Source organism: Ignavibacteriales bacterium (assembly GCA_016214905.1).
In the GTDB taxonomy this organism is placed as follows: domain Bacteria; phylum Bacteroidota; class Ignavibacteria; order UBA10030; family SZUA-254; genus PNNN01.
The window spans coordinates 404177-428293 of sequence record JACRMQ010000007.1 but is presented as its reverse complement, the minus strand read 5'-3'; the positions used below and the strand labels follow the sequence as shown (position 1 = coordinate 428293).

General features: G+C 39.7%; 19 protein-coding genes. 10 read left to right on the top strand and 9 right to left on the bottom strand.

The window, feature by feature from the left end:
- Positions 1–21: 21 nt before the first annotated feature.
- The 9 genes from HZB59_09050 to HZB59_09010 all read right to left on the bottom strand — a co-directional run bounded on the left by HZB59_09050 (position 22) and on the right by HZB59_09010 (position 15155).
- A complete protein-coding gene (locus HZB59_09050; GenBank protein MBI5021570.1) occupies positions 22–2079 on the bottom strand; it encodes an alpha-L-fucosidase in 2058 nt (685 codons plus the stop codon).
- 78 nt (positions 2080–2157) lie between these two features.
- A complete protein-coding gene (locus tag HZB59_09045) occupies positions 2158–3966 on the bottom strand; it encodes a beta-galactosidase (GenBank protein MBI5021569.1) in 1809 nt (602 codons plus the stop codon).
- Between the two features lies 1 nt (position 3967).
- The gene (locus HZB59_09040; GenBank protein ID MBI5021568.1) at positions 3968–7306 is read right to left on the bottom strand and encodes a hypothetical protein; all 3339 of its coding nucleotides are present in this window, start codon (positions 7304–7306) and stop codon (positions 3968–3970) included.
- Between the two features lie 76 nt (positions 7307–7382).
- A complete protein-coding gene (locus HZB59_09035) occupies positions 7383–8252 on the bottom strand; it encodes an NTP transferase domain-containing protein (protein ID MBI5021567.1) in 870 nt (289 codons plus the stop codon).
- A 2-nt stretch (positions 8253–8254) separates the two neighbouring features.
- Entirely contained in the window at positions 8255–9346 is a 1092-nt protein-coding gene (locus HZB59_09030; GenBank protein ID MBI5021566.1) for a GHMP kinase, read from the bottom strand.
- Positions 9343–11163: a Na+:solute symporter gene (locus HZB59_09025; GenBank protein MBI5021565.1), complete on the bottom strand. Its 1821-nt coding sequence runs from the start codon at positions 11161–11163 to the stop codon at positions 9343–9345. The genes HZB59_09030 and HZB59_09025 overlap by 4 nt, the downstream gene beginning before the upstream one ends.
- Positions 11164–11292: 129 nt before the next feature.
- Positions 11293–12171 carry a homocysteine S-methyltransferase family protein gene (locus HZB59_09020; GenBank protein ID MBI5021564.1) on the bottom strand — a complete coding sequence of 293 codons (879 nt, stop codon included), beginning with the start codon at positions 12169–12171 and terminating at the stop codon, positions 11293–11295.
- A gap of 128 nt (positions 12172–12299) precedes the next feature.
- Positions 12300–13631: an amino acid permease gene (locus HZB59_09015; protein MBI5021563.1), complete on the bottom strand. Its 1332-nt coding sequence runs from the start codon at positions 13629–13631 to the stop codon at positions 12300–12302.
- A 36-nt stretch (positions 13632–13667) separates the two neighbouring features.
- Positions 13668–15155: a M20/M25/M40 family metallo-hydrolase gene (locus HZB59_09010; protein ID MBI5021562.1), complete on the bottom strand. Its 1488-nt coding sequence runs from the start codon at positions 15153–15155 to the stop codon at positions 13668–13670.
- A gap of 105 nt (positions 15156–15260) precedes the next feature.
- Here HZB59_09010 and HZB59_09005 point away from each other — a divergent pair, with 105 nt between their 5' ends.
- From HZB59_09005 to HZB59_08960, 10 genes are all read left to right on the top strand, one after another.
- Entirely contained in the window at positions 15261–16733 is a 1473-nt protein-coding gene (locus HZB59_09005) for a trimethylamine methyltransferase family protein (protein ID MBI5021561.1), read from the top strand.
- The gene (locus HZB59_09000) at positions 16733–17446 is read left to right on the top strand and encodes a hypothetical protein (GenBank protein MBI5021560.1); all 714 of its coding nucleotides are present in this window, start codon (positions 16733–16735) and stop codon (positions 17444–17446) included. The genes HZB59_09005 and HZB59_09000 overlap by 1 nt, the downstream gene beginning before the upstream one ends.
- 68 nt (positions 17447–17514) lie before the next feature.
- A complete protein-coding gene (locus tag HZB59_08995) occupies positions 17515–17946 on the top strand; it encodes a hypothetical protein (protein MBI5021559.1) in 432 nt (143 codons plus the stop codon).
- A 129-nt stretch (positions 17947–18075) separates the two neighbouring features.
- Entirely contained in the window at positions 18076–18714 is a 639-nt protein-coding gene (locus HZB59_08990) for a corrinoid protein (GenBank protein MBI5021558.1), read from the top strand.
- 115 nt (positions 18715–18829) lie between these two features.
- Positions 18830–19711 carry a homocysteine S-methyltransferase family protein gene (locus tag HZB59_08985; protein MBI5021557.1) on the top strand — a complete coding sequence of 294 codons (882 nt, stop codon included), beginning with the start codon at positions 18830–18832 and terminating at the stop codon, positions 19709–19711.
- A gap of 283 nt (positions 19712–19994) precedes the next feature.
- Positions 19995–20693, top strand: coding sequence for a hypothetical protein (locus HZB59_08980; protein MBI5021556.1), 699 nt, complete (start codon positions 19995–19997; stop codon positions 20691–20693).
- Positions 20694–20924: 231 nt separating this feature from the next.
- A complete protein-coding gene (locus HZB59_08975; GenBank protein ID MBI5021555.1) occupies positions 20925–21398 on the top strand; it encodes a hypothetical protein in 474 nt (157 codons plus the stop codon).
- Positions 21399–21698: 300 nt separating this feature from the next.
- A complete protein-coding gene (locus HZB59_08970; GenBank protein MBI5021554.1) occupies positions 21699–22295 on the top strand; it encodes an RNA polymerase sigma factor in 597 nt (198 codons plus the stop codon).
- Positions 22292–23026 carry a zf-HC2 domain-containing protein gene (locus HZB59_08965; GenBank protein MBI5021553.1) on the top strand — a complete coding sequence of 245 codons (735 nt, stop codon included), beginning with the start codon at positions 22292–22294 and terminating at the stop codon, positions 23024–23026. Before HZB59_08970 ends, HZB59_08965 begins: the two co-directional genes overlap by 4 nt.
- Positions 23027–23028: 2 nt before the next feature.
- A complete protein-coding gene (locus HZB59_08960) occupies positions 23029–24084 on the top strand; it encodes a hypothetical protein (protein MBI5021552.1) in 1056 nt (351 codons plus the stop codon).
- Positions 24085–24117 lie beyond the last annotated feature (33 nt).

Below are 24117 nucleotides of genomic sequence, written 5' to 3'. Positions count from 1 at the left end.
ATGACTACTATGATGTAAAAGTTATTTGAATAATACTGAATCAGGAATAACTTGTTTATTAAGTCCCGGTCCTTTATATGAGACCTTCAAGTCATCGCTTCCGGTCTTTTCGAAAAATGTTACCCGTATCGGATGAAAACCTTTTGCCAATGCAACAACTCCGCTTTTTTCTGACATGCCGTGCAATCCGTCGTTATCAACAACAAGTTCACTGCCAATATATAATCGACTGCCATCATCTGAAGAAGTATAAAAAATATAAACTCCGTCTGTTGGAATTTTGATGTAACCATTATATTCGAATCCGAAATATTCGACTTCTTTCCGCGGTGTGAAATTATAATTTGACAATGTCCCACTACATAAAGGCTCAAGGTTTCTGAAGTTTGGCAAACTGTCCCAATCACCTTCAAAATAAGCGAAATTTATTCCATTTGTAGGTTTTTCTAAAGTTTCAGAACTCCTTGGTTGAACCTTAACAAAAGTGGCTTTTGAAGTTCCACTTACTACTTTTCCATCACGAAAACATTGTGCCGAGATCGTTGTCGTTTCTTTTATCTTAACGTTCTCTCTGACAGTCGGTGAATACACAGTAGGAATTGTTCCATCTGTTGTATAATGTGTTTCATCATTCTCACGATTCGATTTAACGGCAACTTCATGTTGATCAACAAATATTGTGAACTCAGTATCGATATTCGGCGGATCGTTTACATCTGTTCTCCCTTCCACATCCAGCACAACAACTGTATTAATTGTATCGGGAGGAATTGTTGGAACTGTTATTACCAGCGCATCTTCCGCTCTATTGACAGTCAACAATTTTCTTTGCGGATCTGAAAGAAGAAAAGCTTGCATCGGTTTATTGAATATGCCGTGCACAATAAATTTTCCGTCTACCGGATAATCGAGGATGTGCATATATAATCGAGTGCCTCTGTCAATCGATTTCTGTGTACATCGAGCACCGGTCAGATTTTTAAAAGGACTTGCCTCGGTTCCATAAATTGCTTCGCCATTGATTTTCATCCATCTGCCAATTTCCTTCAGCCTGTCTGTGCTTGCCTGCGGGAAAAGACCTTCGGAGGTTGGACCAACATTCAATAAAAAGTTACCGCCTTTCGAAGCAATGTCGGCTATTTTTTGCACTAAATCTTTTACCGATTTCCAGTTCTCATCATGACTGTTATATCCCCAGTGATCGTTCATCGTCATGCACGTTTCCCAATTTACATCCGGCAAACCTGTTGGAGGAATTTGCTGTTCAGGAGTTCCAAAATCACCCGCGGATTCTTCACCTTCGGAAAATCCTTCCATTCCTGATCGTCCCGCACCTACACGATTGTTAATGATTATATTCGGCTGTAATTCTCGGACATAATTATAGAGATCTCTGCCCCGTTCGCGGGTCCATGTGCCCTCCCACTCACCATCGAACCAAAGCACGCCAATATTTCCATAGTTAGTTGTGAGTTCCTGCAATTGATTTTTCACATACCGGACATAACGATCATAGTCTGCGCCTTCAGTCGAGCGGATTTTTTCCCAATCTCTTCGAGGTAGATAATCGGGATGATGCCAGTCCATAATCGAATGATACCAGCAAACTTTTATTCCTTCTTTGCGGCAAGCATCCGACAATTCTTTCATTATGTCTCGTTTAAATGGAGTCGACATGATATCGAAGTCGGTGTATTTCGAATCGAACAGACAAAAACCATCATGGTGCTTTGTTGTGATGGTAATATATTTCATGCCAGCATCTTTTGCCAAGCGAACCCACTCATCGGCGTTGAATTTGACCGGATTGAATTGTCCAACAAACTTATCATATTCTTCGAGTGGGATTTGGGCCGATGTTCGGATCCACTCACCATATTCCGTCTTGCCTTTCCACTCACCTGCCGGAACGGAATAGAGTCCCCAATGAATGAACAGTCCGAAGCGCGCTTCTTTCCACCATGCCATGCGTGCATTATATTCGGATTTTGTTTCTGGTTGAATAGATTGTGTGTACGTAATCGTGTAAATATTTGTGAAGAAAAACGTGATTAGGAAAATTTTGCAGGATAATTTCATTTTGTATTATTCTCCATTCGGTCTTAGTTTATCATTCAGGAAAACGCTATTAACAGTTAAAAACTACAATATTAATTTCTATTCAAGAGTCTTCATCCCCTTTACAGATTTTGCTTCGTTTTGGAGAAGATCAAAGATTGTTATCTCATTCTTCCCGGTTATCAACCATGGCGCGGGACAATATAAACGTTTTTGGGGACCGATTTCCCAATATCGTCCGAGATTGTGTCCATTGATCCAGACAATTCCTTTTTTATAACTCGCTAAGTCGATATATGTATCCGCTACGTTATTCAAGCTGAATGTTCCTCTAAAAAAAACTCCCCTGCGCACGGTATCGATACCAGAAGGTACAAGGTTTTGTATATAGCTTTGGGAAAACGGGAGATTATAAACCTCCCAGTTCATTAATGTCATTCCGTTGAGTGTGACCCTTTCAGTAATTCCCTTTCGATCGATTAGATGTTGAGCAAAATTAATTCTACCCATTCCTTCTACAAAAATTTCAAGTATAGGATCCTTGAATTCACTTTTAGGCAATTCTATAGTTTTCTCACCATCTCCTCTATACAACTTTCCGATGTATTGACCATTCAGAAAAACTGTTGCGTAATCATGAAGATCGGTAATCGTCAGCTTTCCGCTTTTGTGTCCGATCAGTTTTGTTTGATAGAGAATGAATCCGTAGTCCTGATTATAACTCTCAAACGGTTTGGGTTGAATTGATGTAACCGGTTCCGGCAAGTTATTCCATACAGAGGTTAGTATTGAAAGTTTGATTTCGGGAATTTCAATTGCCTGAATAGGTTCCGGAATTTCCGGCAGTTTTCCGACATACTGTGATATCAAATTCCTCAGCGCAAAATATTTATGAGTCGGTTGACCCTGCTCGTTTATCGGTGCGTCGTAATCGTAACTTGTTAAATCAGGTTCGTATCCTTTACCGCCCGAATTTGCGCCGGCGGTAAAACCGAAATTAGTCCCTCCATGAATTACATAAAAATTAAACGAGCGTTTTGTATCGAGTAAAAATTTTACTTCCTGCATTAAATCGGCGGTATCCGGTTTAGCCCAGCTTTCTCCCCAATGAGTGAGCCATCCGGTATAAGTTTCACTGCTGAATGCCGGTATTTTCGGATTTCGTTTTGCTGCTTCTTCGAATGCCTTTTCATCCGAGCCCGAATCCAATCCTATTATCGCACCATCGATATTTCCCGCCTCAAGCATATATGGTGTAGGACCATCAGCGGTGTAGAATGGTACATCGATTTTATTCTTTCTCCAAATTGTTCTAAGTTCTTCAAGATAATATTTATCGTTTCCATAGCTACCATATTCATTTTCTATTTGCACCATTAATATCGGACCGCCTTGTGTTACTTGATGCGGATATATTAACGATGCAAGTTTTGAGAGATATCTTTCGACAGCGGACATATATCGTTGATCCATGCAACGCACTTTTATGTCGTTGATTCGTAACAGATAAGGTGGCAATCCTCCGAACTCCCACTCGGCGCAAACATATGGACCGGGACGAAACAGAATCCACATATTTTCCTGTTGAACAATTTTAATAAACTCAGCTATGTCACGATTATCTGTTTTGAAATCAAACACTCCCGGTTCTGACTCATGGTAATTCCAAAAAATATATGCCGCAATGGTATTGCATCCCATAGCTTTTGCCATTTGAACGCGGTGCCGCCAATATTCTTTGGGAATGCGCGCAGGATGCATTTCTCCGCTGATTATCTGGAATGGTTTTCCGTCGAGCAGAAAATCCTTCTCACTGATCGCAAACGTATGCGTAGGCGCCTGCCCGTAAAGTAAAGGATACACTCCGAAAAGGAGAATACATAATCCGAAAATCGATAATCTTTTCATACTATTTCTTTCTATCAATGCGAATGAAACGAGATCCGTATGCAGGAATCTGGATTGGGGTTTGGATTTTTCCACCAAATTCTCCGTTAACACTGCTAAGACGCATCTCTACCGGTATCGATTTGTTCCAGTGAATAGATGCGTTCTGTGTTTTGGCGCTTGCGTTATAGATTTCAGCAAGCCAGCCGTTGGAAATTGGATATGGTTTGATAGAATTTATAATGACACTTGATGGCTCAACAGTGCAGAGCGAGGAGATACCTTTTACCGAGGCAGGTGCGACAATCAAAGTTTGTCGCTGTTCAATCCCGAACCTGATAGCAGCTTCAGGTTTGAATTGGGCATGCGGCATAATTGAATACCGAAATGTTACAGGACCTTCCTGATCAGCTTTGTAATTAGTGTGCCAGTAGTTATTCATTACGTACGAATAAATAGTTTGAGATGGTTCTATCGTTTTCATCCATGGTTTCTCCGCATTAATAGAACCGATCTCTATCAGCGAAGCATCCGGAGAAGCCAACGTAACTCCTAATTCTTCATTCGAAATATCTACGAAGCTTTGTGTAGAGAAAAAATTCTTACATGAACCCGGAATCTGATCTTTTTCGGGCTGAACAATTCCAACTGCAACGTCGTAACGCAATTGTCCATCGGAAATATTGAATGGGAATTCAAAGTGTACTCCTTCTTTTTCGCGGATTGCAATCTTGTCGATATTATTTATTATATCGATCCTTTCGATACCATCGATTATTCTTATCTCGGAAGAATATTTTCTGCATCCGGGGGCATCACCGACTACAACAAGCGATACCATAACCGGTCCGCGCTCTTTAACCTTGATAGTTATGTTTTTCAGATATTGCACGCTGTCCGGATTCTTTCCGGGAACATAAAGATAACGGTTCAAACCTGATGAGCCATTAGCGCGAACCAACTGCTTGCCGTCTCTCTTCCGGATCAGTTCATCGATTGTTCCTCTGTTTCCATTTATTGTTGCCGAGAGCAATTGATTCTCAATAGAAGTTCCGTATATTTTCGTATTTCCTTTTTGGTATGCTTTTCCGGTTTTAACAAAAAAACGTTTTGCTGAAAAGGGTGGAACATTATCCGCAACAAATGCGAGCTCACCCGTAGTGAGCCGCTGCGATGCAATCTTTTTCCCTTTCTCATTAACCACAAGGTCGCCTGCCAAATTTTTTTCTTTGGGTAGAACAACCAAATCGGTTCTATACCATGAATTCGTGTTATAAACATCGATTGAACCATTCTCCTTTTTCGAGGTGCCGAAAGCTTTCTCCAGTAATAAGTTTGACATGCTGTCTGCATCGGTTGCAAATTGTTTTTTAATATTCCACTGACCTTTGACAAACGAAGAATCAGGATTTGCAACGCTATTATGCGCACCCCAGGTATGTTCATCGTACAGAACGACTTGCCGCCACGCATTATAATAATCTTGGCCGGGGAAATTATCCGGTGATAGCATTGACCAAACGACTTCACTTTGAATTAACCTATCTGCTGCGTGACGATTTTGAAATGTTTCTTTCGAAGTAGAAAACGCACCGTCTTCCCAATACGGTGTCAAATCGCCCTTAAGTATTGGAAGAGTTGAACCGTACTTCTTCTCAAATTCATTGAACATTTGATTATGAATCGAGATGATTAAACGTGGCGACACATATCTTTCATTCCATCGGTTTACAAAATCAGAAAGATTCGGATCGGGTGGACCATTATCACCCCCGATCGTGTACGGAAGCTGAACGATATCATACGGATAGTTATTTTCATCGAGCCGTCTCATCATTTTCAAAATCTTTTCATCTCCGAGCCGGGAAATATCTCCCTCGTGAAAACTCGCATAACTCGCAGCAGCGATCCACGTCAATACTTTTTCTTCCCCCGATTGAGATTCCCAGTAAAATGGTTTGTCACCCATCTCATAAATATGACCGACACGATCGAAACTATTAGGTGCGCTTGAAAAATATTTTACTCCGCTTTTTGCAAGCGTTGGAACAAGCCCCCATGTGAATCCAGGGATGTCTGAAACGCAGGCAGTTGTTATCGGAACGGAATATTCGCCCGACAATTTTCTCGCATATTCCGTAAAGTGCATCATCTCGACACTGCTTGCGAGTCCTGTCAAGACATTTGCATAGAGCGCATTCAATCCGAGTTTTCCATTTTTTATCGCATCGACAACTTCTTTTTGTTTTTCTTCAGAAGCTTGCTTCATATAACTTTCAAGCGCCCAGATCACTTCCATGTTCCACTTGTATTGTGCTTCGGGAGGATAGCCTTTCGTTTGTTCCATCAACCGTAACGCCTCATCAAGATTCCGCATTTGTTTTTTCTCGATATTAGGTTGTAAGTCGGTGTATCCGATATCGTTATGAGAATACGATAAAAGATATATCTCTCTTCTAATTACCGGTTTCAACGTTACGTTCTTGCGTTCAACTATCTTTCCATCGATTGAAAACAGTACAGGGATTTGCGTTTCTGATTTAACTTCATCAACGGGTATGAAGAATATATTTCCTCCGACTTTCAAAGTTTCTTTTATAGATCGTTGATCATCAGCAATTATTTCTATCGACCTTCCATGCAATAAATTATCCAGCGATAACCGGATAACTTGAGAAGGAACAGAATTTGTACGAAGGAGCGCGGGTTCCAACCGCAATCGGGGTGTGAAGTTAAATGAATATTCGAACGCCATGAACCAATCCGGACTCTCGGCATCTTCACCTCTTACTCCGAAGATCAATGGATAACCGGATTTAAAATTGCCTTTAGGTAATTTCAATCTCATATATCCGAATAAATCTCCGAACCTATCAGCTATACTCGACTCGAAAGATAATTCACTTCCGCTATTTCCCTGAACATTCCAGGAGGATGCCGATGAGTCTTTAAAATTTTTAAACGTAAACCATTTCTCACCATTTATATAAAAATCAAATTTGTGAGGAGTGCTTTGCTGCCATCCGCTCTTTTCGATGCCGGCAAGCCAGATGAGATTATAGAAATTACTTCCATCTTCCTTTAGCGTATCACTTTCCCACGAAATTGATCCAACATCACGCTTCGCTCTTACGAGTAACGCTTGATTTGCATCGGGATGATTGGAATGGTACTCAATGGTTTGACCGGAAACCGATTTTCTGAAACCATTCTGATAATTAGCCGGCAAAATATATCGCACAGTATCGACATTTTTACTCGAAACATTTATGATGATCTCTTTTTGCTGTGAATAACAAGCGAAGGTAGATAATAAACAGATGAAGAAAATTATCATTAACAACTGAATGAACGATTTCATAATATTTACATTGGGATTTGAATTAATGAGACAACAGTTAGATTAAAAATATTTTTGGGAACGTCAGTAATGATTATTAAAAATTCGGATATTCCTTTTTAAGGTACTCTTTTACATCGAAGATATCGGATTGACTTGTCAAATCTATTACATGCTCGGCAAGAGGAATCGTGTACATCGAACCTGGATATTTCTCTATCATCATTTTTACCGCTAAAGGTAATTCTTTTTCCTTTCTTATCGAATGCATCGGTACATCTTCAAGAAATGGAAATATCATGTCGTATGAAAATCGAAATATATTCATACTCACACCGATTCTTCCTTTCTCATCTTTAGCTTGTTCTATATCCTGAGGAGATGGTTTTTCTACAATATCCATTAAAAAACCATCGGCGTCTTTACGAATAACCGAGAAAGCTTCGATGCGTGCCCGATCGAATCGAAGCACTGATCTATCGTAATCGATCATTCCATTTTCATGATAGTCATCCATCATCGCTTTCAAAGCTCTCACAGAATACAGGTTATCGCTATTACAAACCGTGAAACTTTGTCCACTCCATTCCGGTTTTGACTTAAGTGCAATCATTAAAGCATCCGCTGTTCCAAGCGGTTTTACTCTGCCTTCCGGAATTTTTTGAACTGCATAAGAAATTCCCAGTCGTTTAAATTGATTTTTCCCTTTATTATTTTCATAATAATCATAAATACCGGGATCTCTTTCACCAACAACAATAACCACATTCGTGTAGTTTGCTGTTTCAATATTATAGAGGAGGTAATCGAGGAACGGACGCGCGTTCCCTCCGACACCCAGCATAGATTTGGATGTCGTATGAATATCCTTTAGGATAGAAGAATCGATATTTTCGACCGGTTTGATCGGTTTTTTCATTCTGGAAGAAACACCGCCTGCAAGAATAACAATGTTTGGTTCTTTCATTTTCATTCTATCATTTGATCAACACGTGTTCCTTCATCAACACGAACAATGTAAGCTTTACCGCCTGCCCTCTTTATGGCTTCGGCGATAACTTCTGTATTTTTCGGCGCGTATACAAACATGCAGCCACCGCCGCCCGAGCCGTTGATCTTTCCGCCGTACGCTCCTGCTTCCATCGCGGCATCGAGCATTCTATCAATCTTCTCCGTTGATATTTGTAAAACATCTCTCAAAATTTGTTGATGATCGTTAAGTAATGCTCCAAGTTTCTTTCCATCAAGCGGAAAAGTTTCTAAGAGCTTTAATGCTTCTATGGTGATATCGCGATTACGGATTGTTCCTTCAAGCAACTCCATTTCATCATTGTTTAATTCTTTCCTGAACCGATCCAGCTCCAGTAATTGAATCGATTGCAGAGAGAATTCAGGATAATGTATGGAAAGTTTTTGTACAATTTGAATAATACGGTTTTTAACCCGTGACAGTATACTTTTTGTATCTTTAGGTGATTTTGAATCACCAAGCACATAATCACCCATTTTCACGTTTATCGGTTTGATTGAAATTACCGGATAAAAAGAGAGATGGATTATTCCACCGAGCGCTGTTGAATACTGATCCATCATGCCGCCGGGTTCTCCAAATTCCAGCACCTCGGCCCTATGGGCAATCCGTGCAATTTCACCTGCCGATAAGTCTTTTGCTTGATCGCTCATCCGCGCCAAAAAATTTGTCCACGAAACAACTAGTGCAGATGAGCTTGAAGTGCCGGAACTAATCGGTATTGTTCCCTTCACAATACCGTTCAACCCGGATGAAAATGTGAATCCCTTTTTTTGTAATACATTAAAAACGCTCCGGAAATAATCTCTATCGAGAACATACTCAATATTCTTGGTGATTGGAAACCGAATTCCAGAATTAATATCCGGTAACTTTAACGTAATTTCAGCATCTTTACGCCTCTCTCCTTCAATGCTTATCCTTAACGATATCGCAGCGGGAATTACAGGTAACAACAGATAATCTTGATGTTCACCAAAAAGGCATATCCTGCCGGGTGTTGATATTTTTAATTTTTGAATTTGGTTCATTCGATTTTTGTTTCACCACCATCCGACCACAATTTTCTAATTACGAATATAAGCGAAATGCCGCTGACAATAAAAACTACAAGTAAACCGATTGCATAATTCAATCTTCCATATAAAAAATTTCCAACTGTGAACAAAGATGACCATATCACAATGCATCCTGTAAACCAACCCAGAAGTGCAAGAGGTATATTCCCGTTCGCACTTTTGATATCTGAATCTGAAATCCCAGCCTTCTCTTTTATTCTCTTCCAACCGGGACCGAATGGTTTAACTTTTTTGTAAAAATCGATAAGAACTTTTTCGTCGGTACGGGGACCGAGAAATGCAGCGGTAAGCCAGCATGCCGTCGTGAAAAAGATTGTAGTCAGTAACCCTATATGAACGCTGATTTCAATTCCTTGTTTTTTCAGAATAAACAATATCATTGAGATCACGAATGAACTAATCATAGCGACAACTTCCGACCAGGCATTTACACGCCACCAAAACCATCGGATTAAATATATTAATCCGGTACCCGCGCCTACTTGTAATATCATATCGAATGTGTCTTTTGCCGTATCAAGAACAAAAACAAGTCCTGCCCCGCATAAAAATAATCCGATAGTCACTAATCTACCTACCAGCACATAATGTTTTTCATCTGAATTTTTACGTATGAACCTTCGATAAAAATCGTGCACAATATACGAAGCACCCCAATTTAGGTGAGTGAGTATGGTCGATGAATTCGCAGCAATAAGTCCACCTACCATCAACCCGATAAAACCGACAGGTAAAAATTTTAACATTGCGGGATATGCAATATCGTGACCGAGAAGTTTCGGGTCCAAATTCGGAAATGCGTTTTGAATATCTGATAATTGCGGATAAATAACAATAGAGCAAAGCCCAACAATAATCCAGGGCCATGGACGAAGGACATAATGTGCAACATTGAAAAATAAAACCGCGCCGAGTGAGTCTTTTTCTGATTTTGAAGCAAGCATTCTCTGAGCGATATAACTTCCGCCGCCGGGTTCGGCACCCGGATACCAGACAGCCCACCATTGAACTGCTATCGGCATAATAAAGACAGCCAACGCAATATCCCAATTACTGGTAAAGTCGGGAAGAATATTAAGATAATTTATTCCATTAGGTCCGCTGGTGTGAGAAAGTTTTTCAACAAGGCCGCTCATTCCGCCAATTTCAGGAAGTTGAAGAGCAAAGTATGCTGCTGCAATTACTGCAGTCATCTTGATAAAAAATTGAATCATGTCGATGACAAGAACTCCCCACAAACCCGACTGAGCAGCAAACGCGACATTAAGTACACCAACTATCATCAGCGTTTGCCAGCGGTCAAGCCCGAATAATATCCCGGCAATTTTGCATGCCGCTAAATTGACTGTCGCCATTATCATGGCGTTAAAAAACAAACCTAAATAAATCGATCTGAATCCTCTAACAAAACTCGCCGCTTTACCTGAATACCTCAGTTCATAAAATTCAAGATCCGTCATTACTCCCGATCTGCGCCAGAGTCGTGCATAGAAGAAAACCGTTGAAACTCCTGTCAACACAAAAGCCCACCACACCCAGTTCCCTGCGACTCCCTGGCGTCGTACAATATCGGTAACAAGGTTCGGCGTATCGCTGCTGAATGTAGTTGCAACCATCGAAAGTCCTCCCAGCCACCACGGGACAGATCTGCCTGAGGCGAAAAATTCAGAAGTATTTTTTCCGGCGCGCTTGCTAAAATATAACGCCGGTAGAAAACATATTATGAACGTACCAACAACGATAATCCAATCGAGCACTTGCAATTTCATCCATTAAATCCTTACTAAAAGTGAAATCGACCATTCACAGCAGCTAATAACAACGCTGTTGATAAATAGAATAAATATATCATTAAAGGGAATGAATTTCAATTATTTCATAATGATCTCCTTTAGCGATCAAGATTCACTTTTATTCCGCAATGTCATTGACAGCAGTTTAATATATTCCGGTGTTGTGCCGCAGCATCCTCCAATAAATTTTACGCCGAGAGATTTTAGAACACGCGAGTATTCAACAAAATTTTTTATCGTAGTCGAATATACAATTTTATTCCGAACAATGGATGGAATTCCAGCGCTTGGTTTGAACCATAAAGGAGCTTTGGTGTATGTTCGTATTTTTTTTATGTGAAGAAGACTATCTTCCACTCCGGTTCCACAGTTGAGTCCGACTATATCCGCTCCGGATAATTTCTCTTTGTATTCGTGCGTTGCATGTAAATCATCTTTTGAGCTTAATAAATTTTCTTTATCGAAAGTCATAGAAAAAACAACCGGTAATCCTGTGCGTTTTACCGCTTCCAACGCAATATATCCTTCGTTCAAATTGAAAACACTTTCAATTACAATCGCGTCTGCGCCGGCGTCTGCCAGAATGATCGCCTGTTCGTAAAATATTTCTTTTAGTTCTTCGTCGGGAATTTTATTCGTTTCTAAAGAACTGCCGATCGGACCGATCGATGCAAAAACAAAACCTCGATCGCGGATCGCATGTTTTGATATTTTCACACCAGTTGAATTGATTTCTTTAATTTTCGAATCAAGATTAAATGTTTTAAGTGTTATCCGATTCGCCCGAAATGTATTTGTGAGTAATATGCAACTGCCGGCTTTGGTATATGCGCGGGCGATTTGTTTAACTTTTTCGGGATTATTGATATTCCAGCTGTCTGCGCATTCACCGGGTTTTAATCCTAACGCATGAAGCACCGTACCCCATGCACCATCTGTAATAATCAGCTGATCATCTAAGATGTGATTAAGAATATGATTCATCGGTCGCACACTTTCAATTAACGTGGCCCCAGGTAATTAAAAATGATTCCATGAAAATTTATAACCATACACATCAAAATTATCTTTTCCATCTGAAAATACAACATCCTGAATATACAAAATAATGCTTAAGAATTTTTGTCACTCCTAACCATCTTCATTAAACGATAGAACGGATAACCGGTTATTAAAATTCCAATTCCGATGTAAGTATCGGTTGGCTGGTTTATAAATACATTTATCGAAATTCCTAATAAAAACAATATAAATAAGAACGGCATCACGGGAAACCACGGCATTTTGTAGGAATCTGTTTCGGAAGTTATTTTTGATTGCTTCCTGAGAACAAATATCGTCGAAGCAACGATGGCATTGTTCAGATTATCGAAGAACATAATATAATTGACAAGTTTTTCGAAGGTCCCCAAAAGAAAAATCGACAATAGTACCATACCACCGAAAAATATAAGCGTGAATTCCTGTGCTTGTGTTTTGCTATTTATCCTCATAAATATTTTAGGAAGTGCGCCATCCATTGCCATTGCATAATATGTCCTCGGTATCTGCATTAACGTGACGTTTACAAATCCCATTGCCGAGAGAAAAATTGTTATTGAGATAACGGTTGACGCTGAATTGCCGAAACAAACTCGAGCCACTTCCGCTGCAACAAGTTTTGATCCCGACACACCTTCTAATCCGAGCAGATGAATGTACGCCCAATTAATAAGCAGGTATAAAATTATTATGATTGCGATACCGAAAAATATTGCACGCGGTATGTTCCGCTTCGGAGATTGTACATCACCGCCGAAGTTAAGAGTATTCTGATACCCGCCATAAGTGTAATAGACAGAAACCAATCCTAATGCAAATCCCATCCACCAGGAATGTGAGGCCGGAATTTCTTGAACTACAGGTGATGACTGATTGCCCAAGTAAAAAGCCGCGGCTACAATCAACAGCATCATGCCTATTTTAAATATTGTAAGAATATTCTGCGTCCACGCACCTGTTTTGATTCCGAGGTAATTTATAACCAGAAGAAAAAGTGTTAATCCGGCGGCAACAAGTTGCGTTGTGAATGTTAGATCGGTAACTGAAGAAAACAAAGTCGGGGTAAGATACTCGGCTCCTATCATTGCAACCGCTGCAGTGCCTGCGGTGTTTACAATAACAACGTTCGCCCAATTCAGCATAAACGCTGCTGCTGGGTGATAACATTCTGCCACAACTTTATAATACGCACCCGGCTTCGTAAAACGCGAACCAATTTCTGCAAACGTAAGCGCACCTATGAAGCTAAATATTCCTCCGCATATCCATGCGGCAAAAAATAATTCAGTACTATTGACTGATGATGCAACAATTGCTGGCGTGCGGAAAATTCCGATGCCAATCACCAAACTGACAACAATCATTGTCGTATCGAAAGTATTTAGTTTTGGTTTTATCGTCATTCGACTTTATCGATAAAATATTTATGGTTGAAAACTCTATTTAACAATTTCTTCTCTATTATATCTTCCTTGAACAACCTCGAATGTCGTACAATACGCAAGTTTCGTAATTTTTTCAAACAACGACTTGTTCAGCGTTTCCGGTGTATCAGTCATATAATGTAAGTGTGCATAGCTATTTGTGGTAACAAAATATGCTGCCGGAATACCTTTATCGTGAAACGGTCCGGCATCAGCTCCACCACCCTTCCACGTTGCTTCAACCATCATCTTTGTATATAGAGAATCCTGATGTTTTGCAATTTTCCAAAGATTCGGTGCACTTTTTCCATTCCCGATCTGAATGCTGTCGCCATATCCAACGCAATCAAGATTTATCATTGAAGTAATTTTTTCTAACGGTACGGGAGAATGATCTACAAAATATTTCGAGCCGATTAATCCAAGCTCCTCGCTTGCTAAGAGAACAAAAATTATTGATCGCTTAGGTTTAACTTTACTCTTCACGAATGCCCGTGCAATTTCTAGAACTGCGGCAGAACCAGAGGCATTATCGTTCGCACCCGGAGCGTAAATCTCACCCGCCTGCTCACCAACATGATCAAGATGCGCGCCAACGACAACGTATTCATTTTTCAATTTTGGGTCGGAACCCTCAAGCTTGCCGACAATATTCATCGTGGGTTTTTCTTTCGTATATTTTGAATGAACTTCCATCTCTATGATAGAAGCAGTTTGCACGGCAAAGGATTGTTTTGATGAATCTATTTTAGTCTGTAGATCTTTTAATGTGAAGCCACTACCTGTCAGAATTTCATCAACGACCGGGATATCAATATGAAACTGCGGAAAATTTTCATCCTGCTCTCCGCCACCCTCAAGCACGCTGATGATTGCCTTTTGTGGTTTTGCATCGTTTGGCAACGAGACAATGAGTATTCCAACCGCGCCATGTTCTTTCGCAAGCTTTGCTTTGAATCTGGGATAACCGTTTCCCCAGTTCGAGGTGTCGTTCATTTTCCACGGAGGGTTAGATTTGAAAACAATGACAATTTTTCCTTTAACATCAACTGCAGCATAATCATCATAACCGAATTCCGGTTTGGACAATCCATAACCGCAAAACACAACTGGCGCTGTAACATGTCCCGATCCTGTCAACTCTCTGCAAACAAAATCTTTTCCAAGTTTATATTCTTTCTTTAAATTTCCATCCTCAATCAGATTTAGTTTCACCGGAGAATAAATCTCATTGTACTCAACATTCAAATTCTGATAGTACGCGCTATCACCGAACGGGTTCAATCCAAGCTTTGAAAACTCGTTTGCCATGTAAGATGCGGCTTTATTATATCCTTCGCTACCCGACAATCTTCCGCCAAGTTCTTTTGAGGCGAGATATGTAACGGTCTTCATCAGATATTTTTGTGAGATGTTAGATAAACCCGGCATATTTTTAGCGGGTTGACTGAAAATCGAAACGGAATAGAGAACTAAAACTAAAAGCACTGCGACATATTTCATTTAAATCTCCATAATTGATAACGGAATGTAATTTACATTTAATATGATTTTGTATCAAGTTGAAATATATATTTTATATTCAGATATTAGATTACTATTTCAGATATGAAAGGAAAAGATTTGAGACCTGTTGTCAGTTTCTTGGAAAACAACCTAAAAGAACGCATTATCTCAGAAGCCCGCGATATAATGTGTAAGCTCGGGATCGAAATTCACAACGAGCGAATACTCACTTTGCTTGCAGATCACGGAGCGAGAGTTGATAAAAACACACAGAAAATATTTTTTACTCAATCTTTAATCGATAAAGCAATCGCTGCCACACCACACTCATTCAAGTTATACGATATTCTTGGCAACGAATCAGTTGATCTTTCTGGTTTCAATGTGAACTTCACGCCCGGCTCGGCGGCAATTTATTATCTTGACGGGTCAACCAGAACAGTCAGGAAGCCAACCACTACCGATTATATCCGTTATGCAAAATTGATGTCGAAGATGAAAAATATCGCATCCCAATCAACCGCCATGATTCCATCCGATGTACACGAAAAAATTTCCGACAGCTATCGCCTTTATCTAAATTTGCTTTACTGCGAGAAACCTGTTGTAACAGGCGCGTTTACGATTGAAGCTTTTGAGATTATGAAAAATCTACAGCTTGCTATCCGCGGCACCAAAGAAAATCTAAAAGCCAAACCACTTACTGTATTTTCATGTTGTCCAACTTCTCCATTGAAGTGGAGCAAGGTTACATCGCAAAACCTGATCGATTGTTCCGCTTATTCTATTCCTGTAGAATATATTGCGATGCCTCTTTCTGGTTTCATGTCGCCGGTGACAATTGTTGGAACACTTGTCCAGCACACTGCGGAAACTTTGAGCGGACTTGTAATAAGTCAGATGTTTAATCCGGGAACACCGGTTTTATACGGCGGCTCACCGGCTTTCTTCGATGTCCGATATGAAACTACACCAATGGGTTCAATCGCAACAATGATGATAGACTGCGCTTACAATGAAATTGGAAAATATCTTGGCATACCAACACAGGCTTATATCGGATTGACTGATGCGAAGTCGCTTGATGTGCAAGCCGGATTTGAAACTGCAACCGGCGCAACACTTGCTGCTCTTGCAGGTATAAATAACATCTCCGGTCCCGGAATGATCGATTTCGAAAGCTGCATCAGTTTGGAAAAATTAGTGATCGATAACGAAATTTGCGGAACAATGCTTCGATTAGTAAATGGAATTGAACCGAAGGAAGATTTTCCTTCCCTACCGATATTCGAAGAATTGCTGCGCGACAAACATCTTCTCATTGCCGACCATACGAGAAAATATTTTAAAGGAGAAGATTATCTTCCGGGGAATGTAATTAACAGGGCAAACCGTTCACGCTGGGAAGAAGACGGAAGCTTAACCGAATGGGATCGAGCAACTCGTGAAATAGAAAAACAACTCAAGTCGTATCAGCCCACACGACTTGCAGAAAATATTCAATCCGATTTGATAGAACTAATGTCGGCAGAAGCGCATAAATTTGGAATGAATGAATTGCCAAAAAGAGATTGATGCGAAAAATAATCAACATACCCGTAAACTCTGTTATTCCACGAGTGAATACAATCCTCCAACGACAGGGGATTCCGAATCACATTAACGTGAATGGACGCACGGTTAAACTTGCCGAGGAAGCAATCTCAATTTTTAGTAAACTTGCATTTCCTATTGGTGTTATACAAGAATTATCAAAAGAAGAATTCAAAAATGTATACTCGGGAGAAGGAAATAACGAAACCGATTCACCTGTAAAAAATATCTTCGAAGCATCCGACGATCTGGCTCTTTTTGCTGTTACAATCGAAGATGAAGTGTGCGCAGAAATATCGCGATTATTTTATACAAACGATTTTGCTCTCGGCTCTATGCTTGACGCCGTTGCCTCGGAAGCAGCAGAAATGACCGCCGAATCAATTGAAAATTACTACCGATCCCACCTGAATAATATCGGCCGTTTCAAAGCAGAAAGCGGTGTTCTTCGCTTCAGTCCGGGATATTGCGGCTGGCATGTAAGCGGTCAACGAAAATTATTTAAGTCTCTTCATCCTGAGGATATAGGTATCAGTCTAAGGGAAAGCTTTTTGATGGAACCGTTGAAGTCGATAAGCGGAGTTATTATTTCGGGTAAGAAAAAGATTTTCCAATTTGACGATACTTTCGCATTCTGCGGTAGTTGTGCAACACATGAATGTAGGGAGAGAATAATAACGATGAAGGATGAATGATGAAGGATGATGGATGTTATGTACAATCATACACTTAATAATATTTATATCTTAGGATTAATTAGTTTATGAATAATCTTACTAGTCGGATAGTTTTGGCAATATTCATTAATCTACTAAACGGATGTTCCTCAAAGAACGTTGTATCTACTGAAGCGTTAATACCTTTCGAGGAGCAATATGTCAAGGGTGATATCACAAAACTTCAAGATTCGTTATCAGGGGTCACCTTGAAGGATTCTGTGTTAATCGTTCCATCCTCTTCATCTCCTTTTTCTCCAACTACCGACATAAGTTTTCATGTGTTTCGGGAGAATACGGTAACGATTTCCTTTTTAGAATTAAATCATAAATTTATCTGCGAAGCTTTCAGTGGTTATCTATTATCTGGAAACTACAAATTCAAAGCGACTGATTTCCATATCAATACGGGTGTCTACTTGCTAAAATGTCAGGTTGGCAATAGGAGTGCTCTCTCTAAGATGATGATAATGAGATGAAATTAAGAATTACATTTACTATCAACTCGTGCATGTCCGCGTATAGCATAGGATGAAGAATAATGTAGGATGGAATATTCAAGATTTAGAAAACTCAATACTTAAAACAGAGAACATATTGGAATTAACATGAACATCATACAAAAACTTTCTGAGCAACTTCAACAAGGTAACTCGAAGAATGTTGCCGAGCTTACTCAACAGGCAATCAATGAAAACATTGACACTAAAACTATTCTCGATGAAGGACTCATTGCCGGCATGTCTGTTGTTGGAGAAAAATTCAAACAGCACGAGATTTTCCTGCCGGATGTCCTACTTGCGGCAAAAGCAATGTACACCGGCATGGATTTGCTGAAACCATTGATGCTTAAGGAAGGAATTCCAACTATCGGCAAAGTAGTTATCGGAACTGTTCAAGGAGATTTGCACGACATCGGTAAAAATCTTGTTGCCATTATGCTTAAAGGCGCTGGCTTCGAGGTTATTGATTTAGGCAATGATGTTTCTCCTGAAAAATTTCTCGACACAGCGGAAAAAGAAAATGCAGAAATAATCGGCATGTCTGCACTCCTCACCACAACGATGCCGGTTATGAAAAAGGTGATTGATCTTGCAAGAGAACGGCGGATTTACGGAAAGAAAAAATTTATTGTCGGCGGAGCGCCGCTTTCTTCTGAATACGCAAAAGAGATTGGCGCGGACGCTTATTGCTTCGACGGTATGAGCGCTGTGGAATCCGTCAAACGCATTTTAGGACATTCATGAAAAGATAATATCCGAAAAACAAATGTTAATAGTCAATGGTTAATGCCTAATAGCTAATGACCAATAACTAATGACAAATAACCAACAACTAACACCGAACCATTAAGAAATAATTATGATATCTTTTGTCGAAAGATTAAAGCGACCAGAAGTAATCATCGCCGATGGCGCGATGGGTACAATGCTTTTCCAGCGTGGATTAAAGCCGGGTGAATGTCCGGAGTTGATGAACCTTGACCATCCTGAAGTTTTAGAAGATATCGCTCGTCTGTATTTAGATGCGGGGGCTGAAATAATCCAGACAAATACATTCGGTGGTTCACCACTTAAACTTTCAGCATACGGCCTCGACGATAAAACAGAAGAAATAAACTCAAAAGCCGTGCAGGCAGTAAGAAAAGTGGTTAAAGACAAAGCTTATGTTTCCGCATCATGCGGACCATCTGGGAAACTTTTAGAACCATTTGGCGACACGAAATCGATTACGATATTCGAGTCTTATCTTCGACAATTGAAAATATTGATCTGCAACGGTGTAGATTTGATTTGCATTGAAACCATGACAGATTTAAACGAAACAATTCTTGCCGTAAGAGCCGTTAGATCAATTTCTTCAGAGATACCTGTTTGTGCAACAATGACATTTGATAAAACTCCACGCGGGTTTTATACAATTATGGGTGTCTCGATTAAGCAAGCGGTAGATGGACTTACGGAAGCCGGTGTTGATGTAATCGGATCAAATTGCGGTAATGGTATTGAGAGGATGATTGAGATCGCCCAAGAATTCCGCAAGCACACCGATCTTCCGATAATAATTCAATCAAACGCTGGACTGCCGGTAATGAAGAACGGTGAATTAATTTACAATGAGACACCCGAGTTCATGGCAGAAAAAAGTCGGGAGTTGCTGACTGTCGGTGTAAAAATTATCGGCGGATGCTGTGGGACAACTCCGAATCATATCGCGGCGATGAGGAATGGTGTATTTGGTTGACTAAAAACAAGAAAAGGAGTCATTCCGAACTTGTTTCGGAATCTGAACATCGCTAAATGGCCTCCTTTGTATAGATGCTGAAATAAATTCAGCATGACACAGGACTTTTTTTGAGATCCCCCGCGAGAAACACCTTCTCACAATTTAACTTCTATTATTACAAACTTTGACTTTTGGTATGATAACCTATTAATTCAATACACTTAATACGCTGCAACTCTTGGGCGGCCATGTTAGCTTGAATCTTATGAGCATTTAACAACTGACAGATTACAAAAATGAGATGGACACTATTGAGGATTATAGAACAAAGCTTAAACAAATTGCCGATTATGCTTTCGGGCATGGTATGGATGCAGTTGGCATTGAGCAACTGAAAGAGGGTCCACCTAAAACTTGGAGCAAAGATGTTCAGACAAAATTCTTCAATGCTTGCAATAATGGATTTAAAATTGCTCAAAACCTACTGATTGAGGAAATCAAAAAATATCAGACCTTACTAAGAGAAGCAAATGTTGCGTTAAAAGAATTTCGCAGACAAAGAAACAAAACCAAAGAACAGGAAACACAAAACAAGATTAAGATTATTGAGCAGCGACTTCATAACTTCTCTCATATTGCGGATGGAATTGTTTGGCAACTCATCGGAGGACAGATTTGCATAGCCCGTAGATTTCATATTCAAGAGAAATCAGCAAAGTTTCTTGATTCATCCAACCTTGAACATGCGATGCAAGTTGCCGAACAAATAAATAAAACACCAAGTGACTTTGCTTTGATTTCTGATTTGACAAGCTTTGTTCAGATTGGTGACTTATTGGTTCGTCACGGAAAAGTTTTCGGGATTATGGAGTTAAAGGAAGGCAAGGTTAACGACTTAATCGCTGACTTCTTTAAAGAAGCTGGCAAAACAATCGATTCAATAACTGATGAAAGTTTGAAAGAAAAGTTTGACGAGACAACGGTCAAACAAATTAAGTGAGTACAAAGACAACAAGAACGAGCAATCCGTGCGGTTGATGTAATTAACAATGATAAAGGTATTGACCCCGTTTCAGGTAGCAATATCACCGTATTCACACCTATTGTAACAACAGAAATCTATCACAAAGAACTTCGCAAACTGTATGAAGATTTAAAAGAAAAAATCTGGGCTTACAATGTTATTGACTCTTGCGTTCACATTGGAATGTATCGTGACAAGGAACTAATAATGGCTGGCTTTGCAATTGAGCAAATACTCAAAGAACAAACAGAGAACTACCTCATTATTGACTGGCTATCCATAACAAGTAATCTATCGGAACCATTGTTTGGCAAACCATTTCCCCCTGACTTTATTATTGACATTCTTACTGGAAAAGTGAAAGTGATAATTGGGATAAATGCTGATGCATTGATTGACACATTTAATTCCTTTGGCTTAAAAGCAAGGTGGTTGACTGAAAAAGAAACTATCAAAAGAAAACAGACAACAGTTAGAGAAGGTTTTGTTGTGATAAATAATAAAGGAATAGTTGTAACCCTTCCGAGTGGGAAGGAAGTTTTAATTTTCGGTGGCACTTTTTCCAAAATTCTTTACGACAGCATTAAACCAAGCTGGGTAGCACGATCAATTCTTTCAACAGATAACGATTACATCAAACTTGAAGACGACAATGCGAACGAGAAGTATAGTAACAGCTAACAAGGGCTTAGCAAAAACGGGTGGACAGTGGTTAGTTGAACAGTTGTGTTTTTTATTTACTTTTTACTGGTCGAAAGTGAAGTGATATTAATTGCCTTCCTTTACAAAGCCCCGAACGTTATCAAAAATAATCACAACATACTTCCATCTTCCCCATCCCACTAAACATATCTGGCTTATCCTACCAGTTTTCACGGAATTTCCAACTTTTACTCAATATATTTCCCAATTTATTTCACTATATTTTTTAACCATAACAACTTTCAGTCGTATCATTATAAAAGAATATAAATAGAGTCAATGAGGAATTCACAGAAATCGGAACTGCAGAAACCTGATTTGCCGGAACTTGTCCGGAAAAGCTTGGACGGAGATATCGCGGCATTCGCATCGCTCATGGACTCGCAGAAACAATATGCATACGCGGTCGCGTTCCGGTTATTGCATGACGAAGAGAACTCAAAAGATGTCGTACAGGAAGCATTTATACGTGTCTGGAACAATCTTGGAAAATATCGCAAGGAAATTAAATTCACCACATGGATCTATAAGATCGTTGTCAATTTATGCTATGACAAAATAAAAATGAATTCACGGCAGAAAAATATTTTTGGTTACACGGGAAGTTTATTCGGGAATAACGATGTTGCCGACAGCCGGGATTTCCATTCTGAAGCCGAGAAATCTGATCTTTGCGATCATGTCATTTCCGAATCAAGAAATCTGCCTCCGAAAGAATATCTTGTTTTTCATCTTCGCGATATTCTGGATTTTTCAATTGAGGAAATAGCGGAAATGGCTGGTATGTCAATCGGTTCAGTAAAAACAAATCTCTGCTATGCACGGCGGAGAATTCGCATCGCTGTAAATCGATTGCAAGGAAGTGAGCAATTATGAATGAATGCAGAAAAATAGAACCTCTGATTTATCTTTATCGAAAAGGTGAGTTATCGGCTGATGAAAATCAGAAGGTGATTGAACATACCAAGAACTGTTCTCAATGCAGGGATATTATAGAGCAACTGCATTCGATTGATGTTGCTCTTTCTCCGGTTCGGGAAACTACTCCGGATATGTCGGATGATATTTCTCTTGTCAACGAGATGATCAATCGGATTGTGAAAACAAATGGCAGGAATGCAGTGAGCAAAAGGAAATCTCTGAATTTAGATGTAATATTCGGGTGGCTGAAACCGGCATTGAGCATCATGGTTTTGTCTGCAACTTTGTTGTTTGTAACACAACAATCGCGGGATGCACGAAAAATTTCCGATCTGGAAACGCATTTGCGCACAACGAAAAGAAACACCGGATCGGATATTTCTTATACTAACTCCGATGCGAGGAACATTCTCGGCATAGTAACACCGAAAGTTAAAGAAGGTTTTTCATCCTCATTAAATAACGCTGGGATTAGCTTGGATCCTATGCGAATGATTGGTTCGGAACTTTTGGAATTATTCAAAAAGCAAAACGGACTTTTTGATTATCTATCATCCCGGTATCCGAACCTATCGGAGGTTAACATCGAAGATGGAATCAATGACCGCGAGCGAAAGATTTTAGCTACAGAAGGCAAAGCACTCATGAAAGATCTTGAACAATTAACGCAAGAAGGAGATAAATAATTATGAAACCGAACAATAAAATAATAATCACATTATTACTGCCATTGCTGATTTCTCTGACAGGATGTCTCGAAGAAAAAGTTAAAACCATCATTAGCAGCGACGGATCATGCGTGCGAACAATTTCAATGAAACTGCAATCGAAAAACGTACCTGAGAAAGCATTCCCGTTGGGTTCCGACGGATGGACGGTTGAATGGAAAACAAGCGATGACACAAGTGCACCTTATGAATACACTTCAACCAAATCGTTCAGAACACCTGAAGAATTCCGTGCTGAATATTTATCGGAGAGTGTTTCCAGAGCGATGCGAATAGATGCTTCAATTGAAAAACGATTTCAGTGGTTTTATACTTATATCGATTACAACGAGAAGTATCTGTTTAAAAATCCATTTGGGCATGTACCCGTTACAGATTTTCTGACTACGGAAGAGATAGAACAATTCCAGCGCGGTGAAAACGATGAAGTTTTGAAAAAGAAAGTCGAGGCATGGATAGAAAAAGATAGGTTTGAAGATATTTATATGATATTTATCGAAAACGCAGAAAAGCTGAATGATCCTGCGATTACAGCCTCTCTTCTCCGTGAAAATAAAGAACAGTTTTCATATCAGCTTAGCAAATACGATTCAATATCGAAAGCCAACAATAATTTTGTAGATAAAACGCTTTCCGAAGACCAGATTATGCTGACCATTTTCTCGAACATTGCAACAGAAATTTTCGGCAAAGCGATCACCGAGAAACTGCGTCCGGCTGTTCTACAAATCATAAAATCATCCGATGCCAAAGAAAAACTGATAAAATTTCCCGACTCATGGGAATATACTACAACCATGACGGGATTGCTGTTAGAATCAAACGGACATACGGTACAAGGAAACAGTGTTACGTGGAAGTTCACACCCGATCAGGCAAAAGTCGCCCCTTATGTTATGCATGCTTCGTCGCGTATTGTTAATGTCTGGGCTTTTATTGTAACAGGTGGAATAATATTATTGCTCATCATTTTATTGGTTGTTTCTATTATAATGCGTAAGCGGAAAGCGGTATAGGAAAATCAACCCGTGTCATGGTCCATACCATGA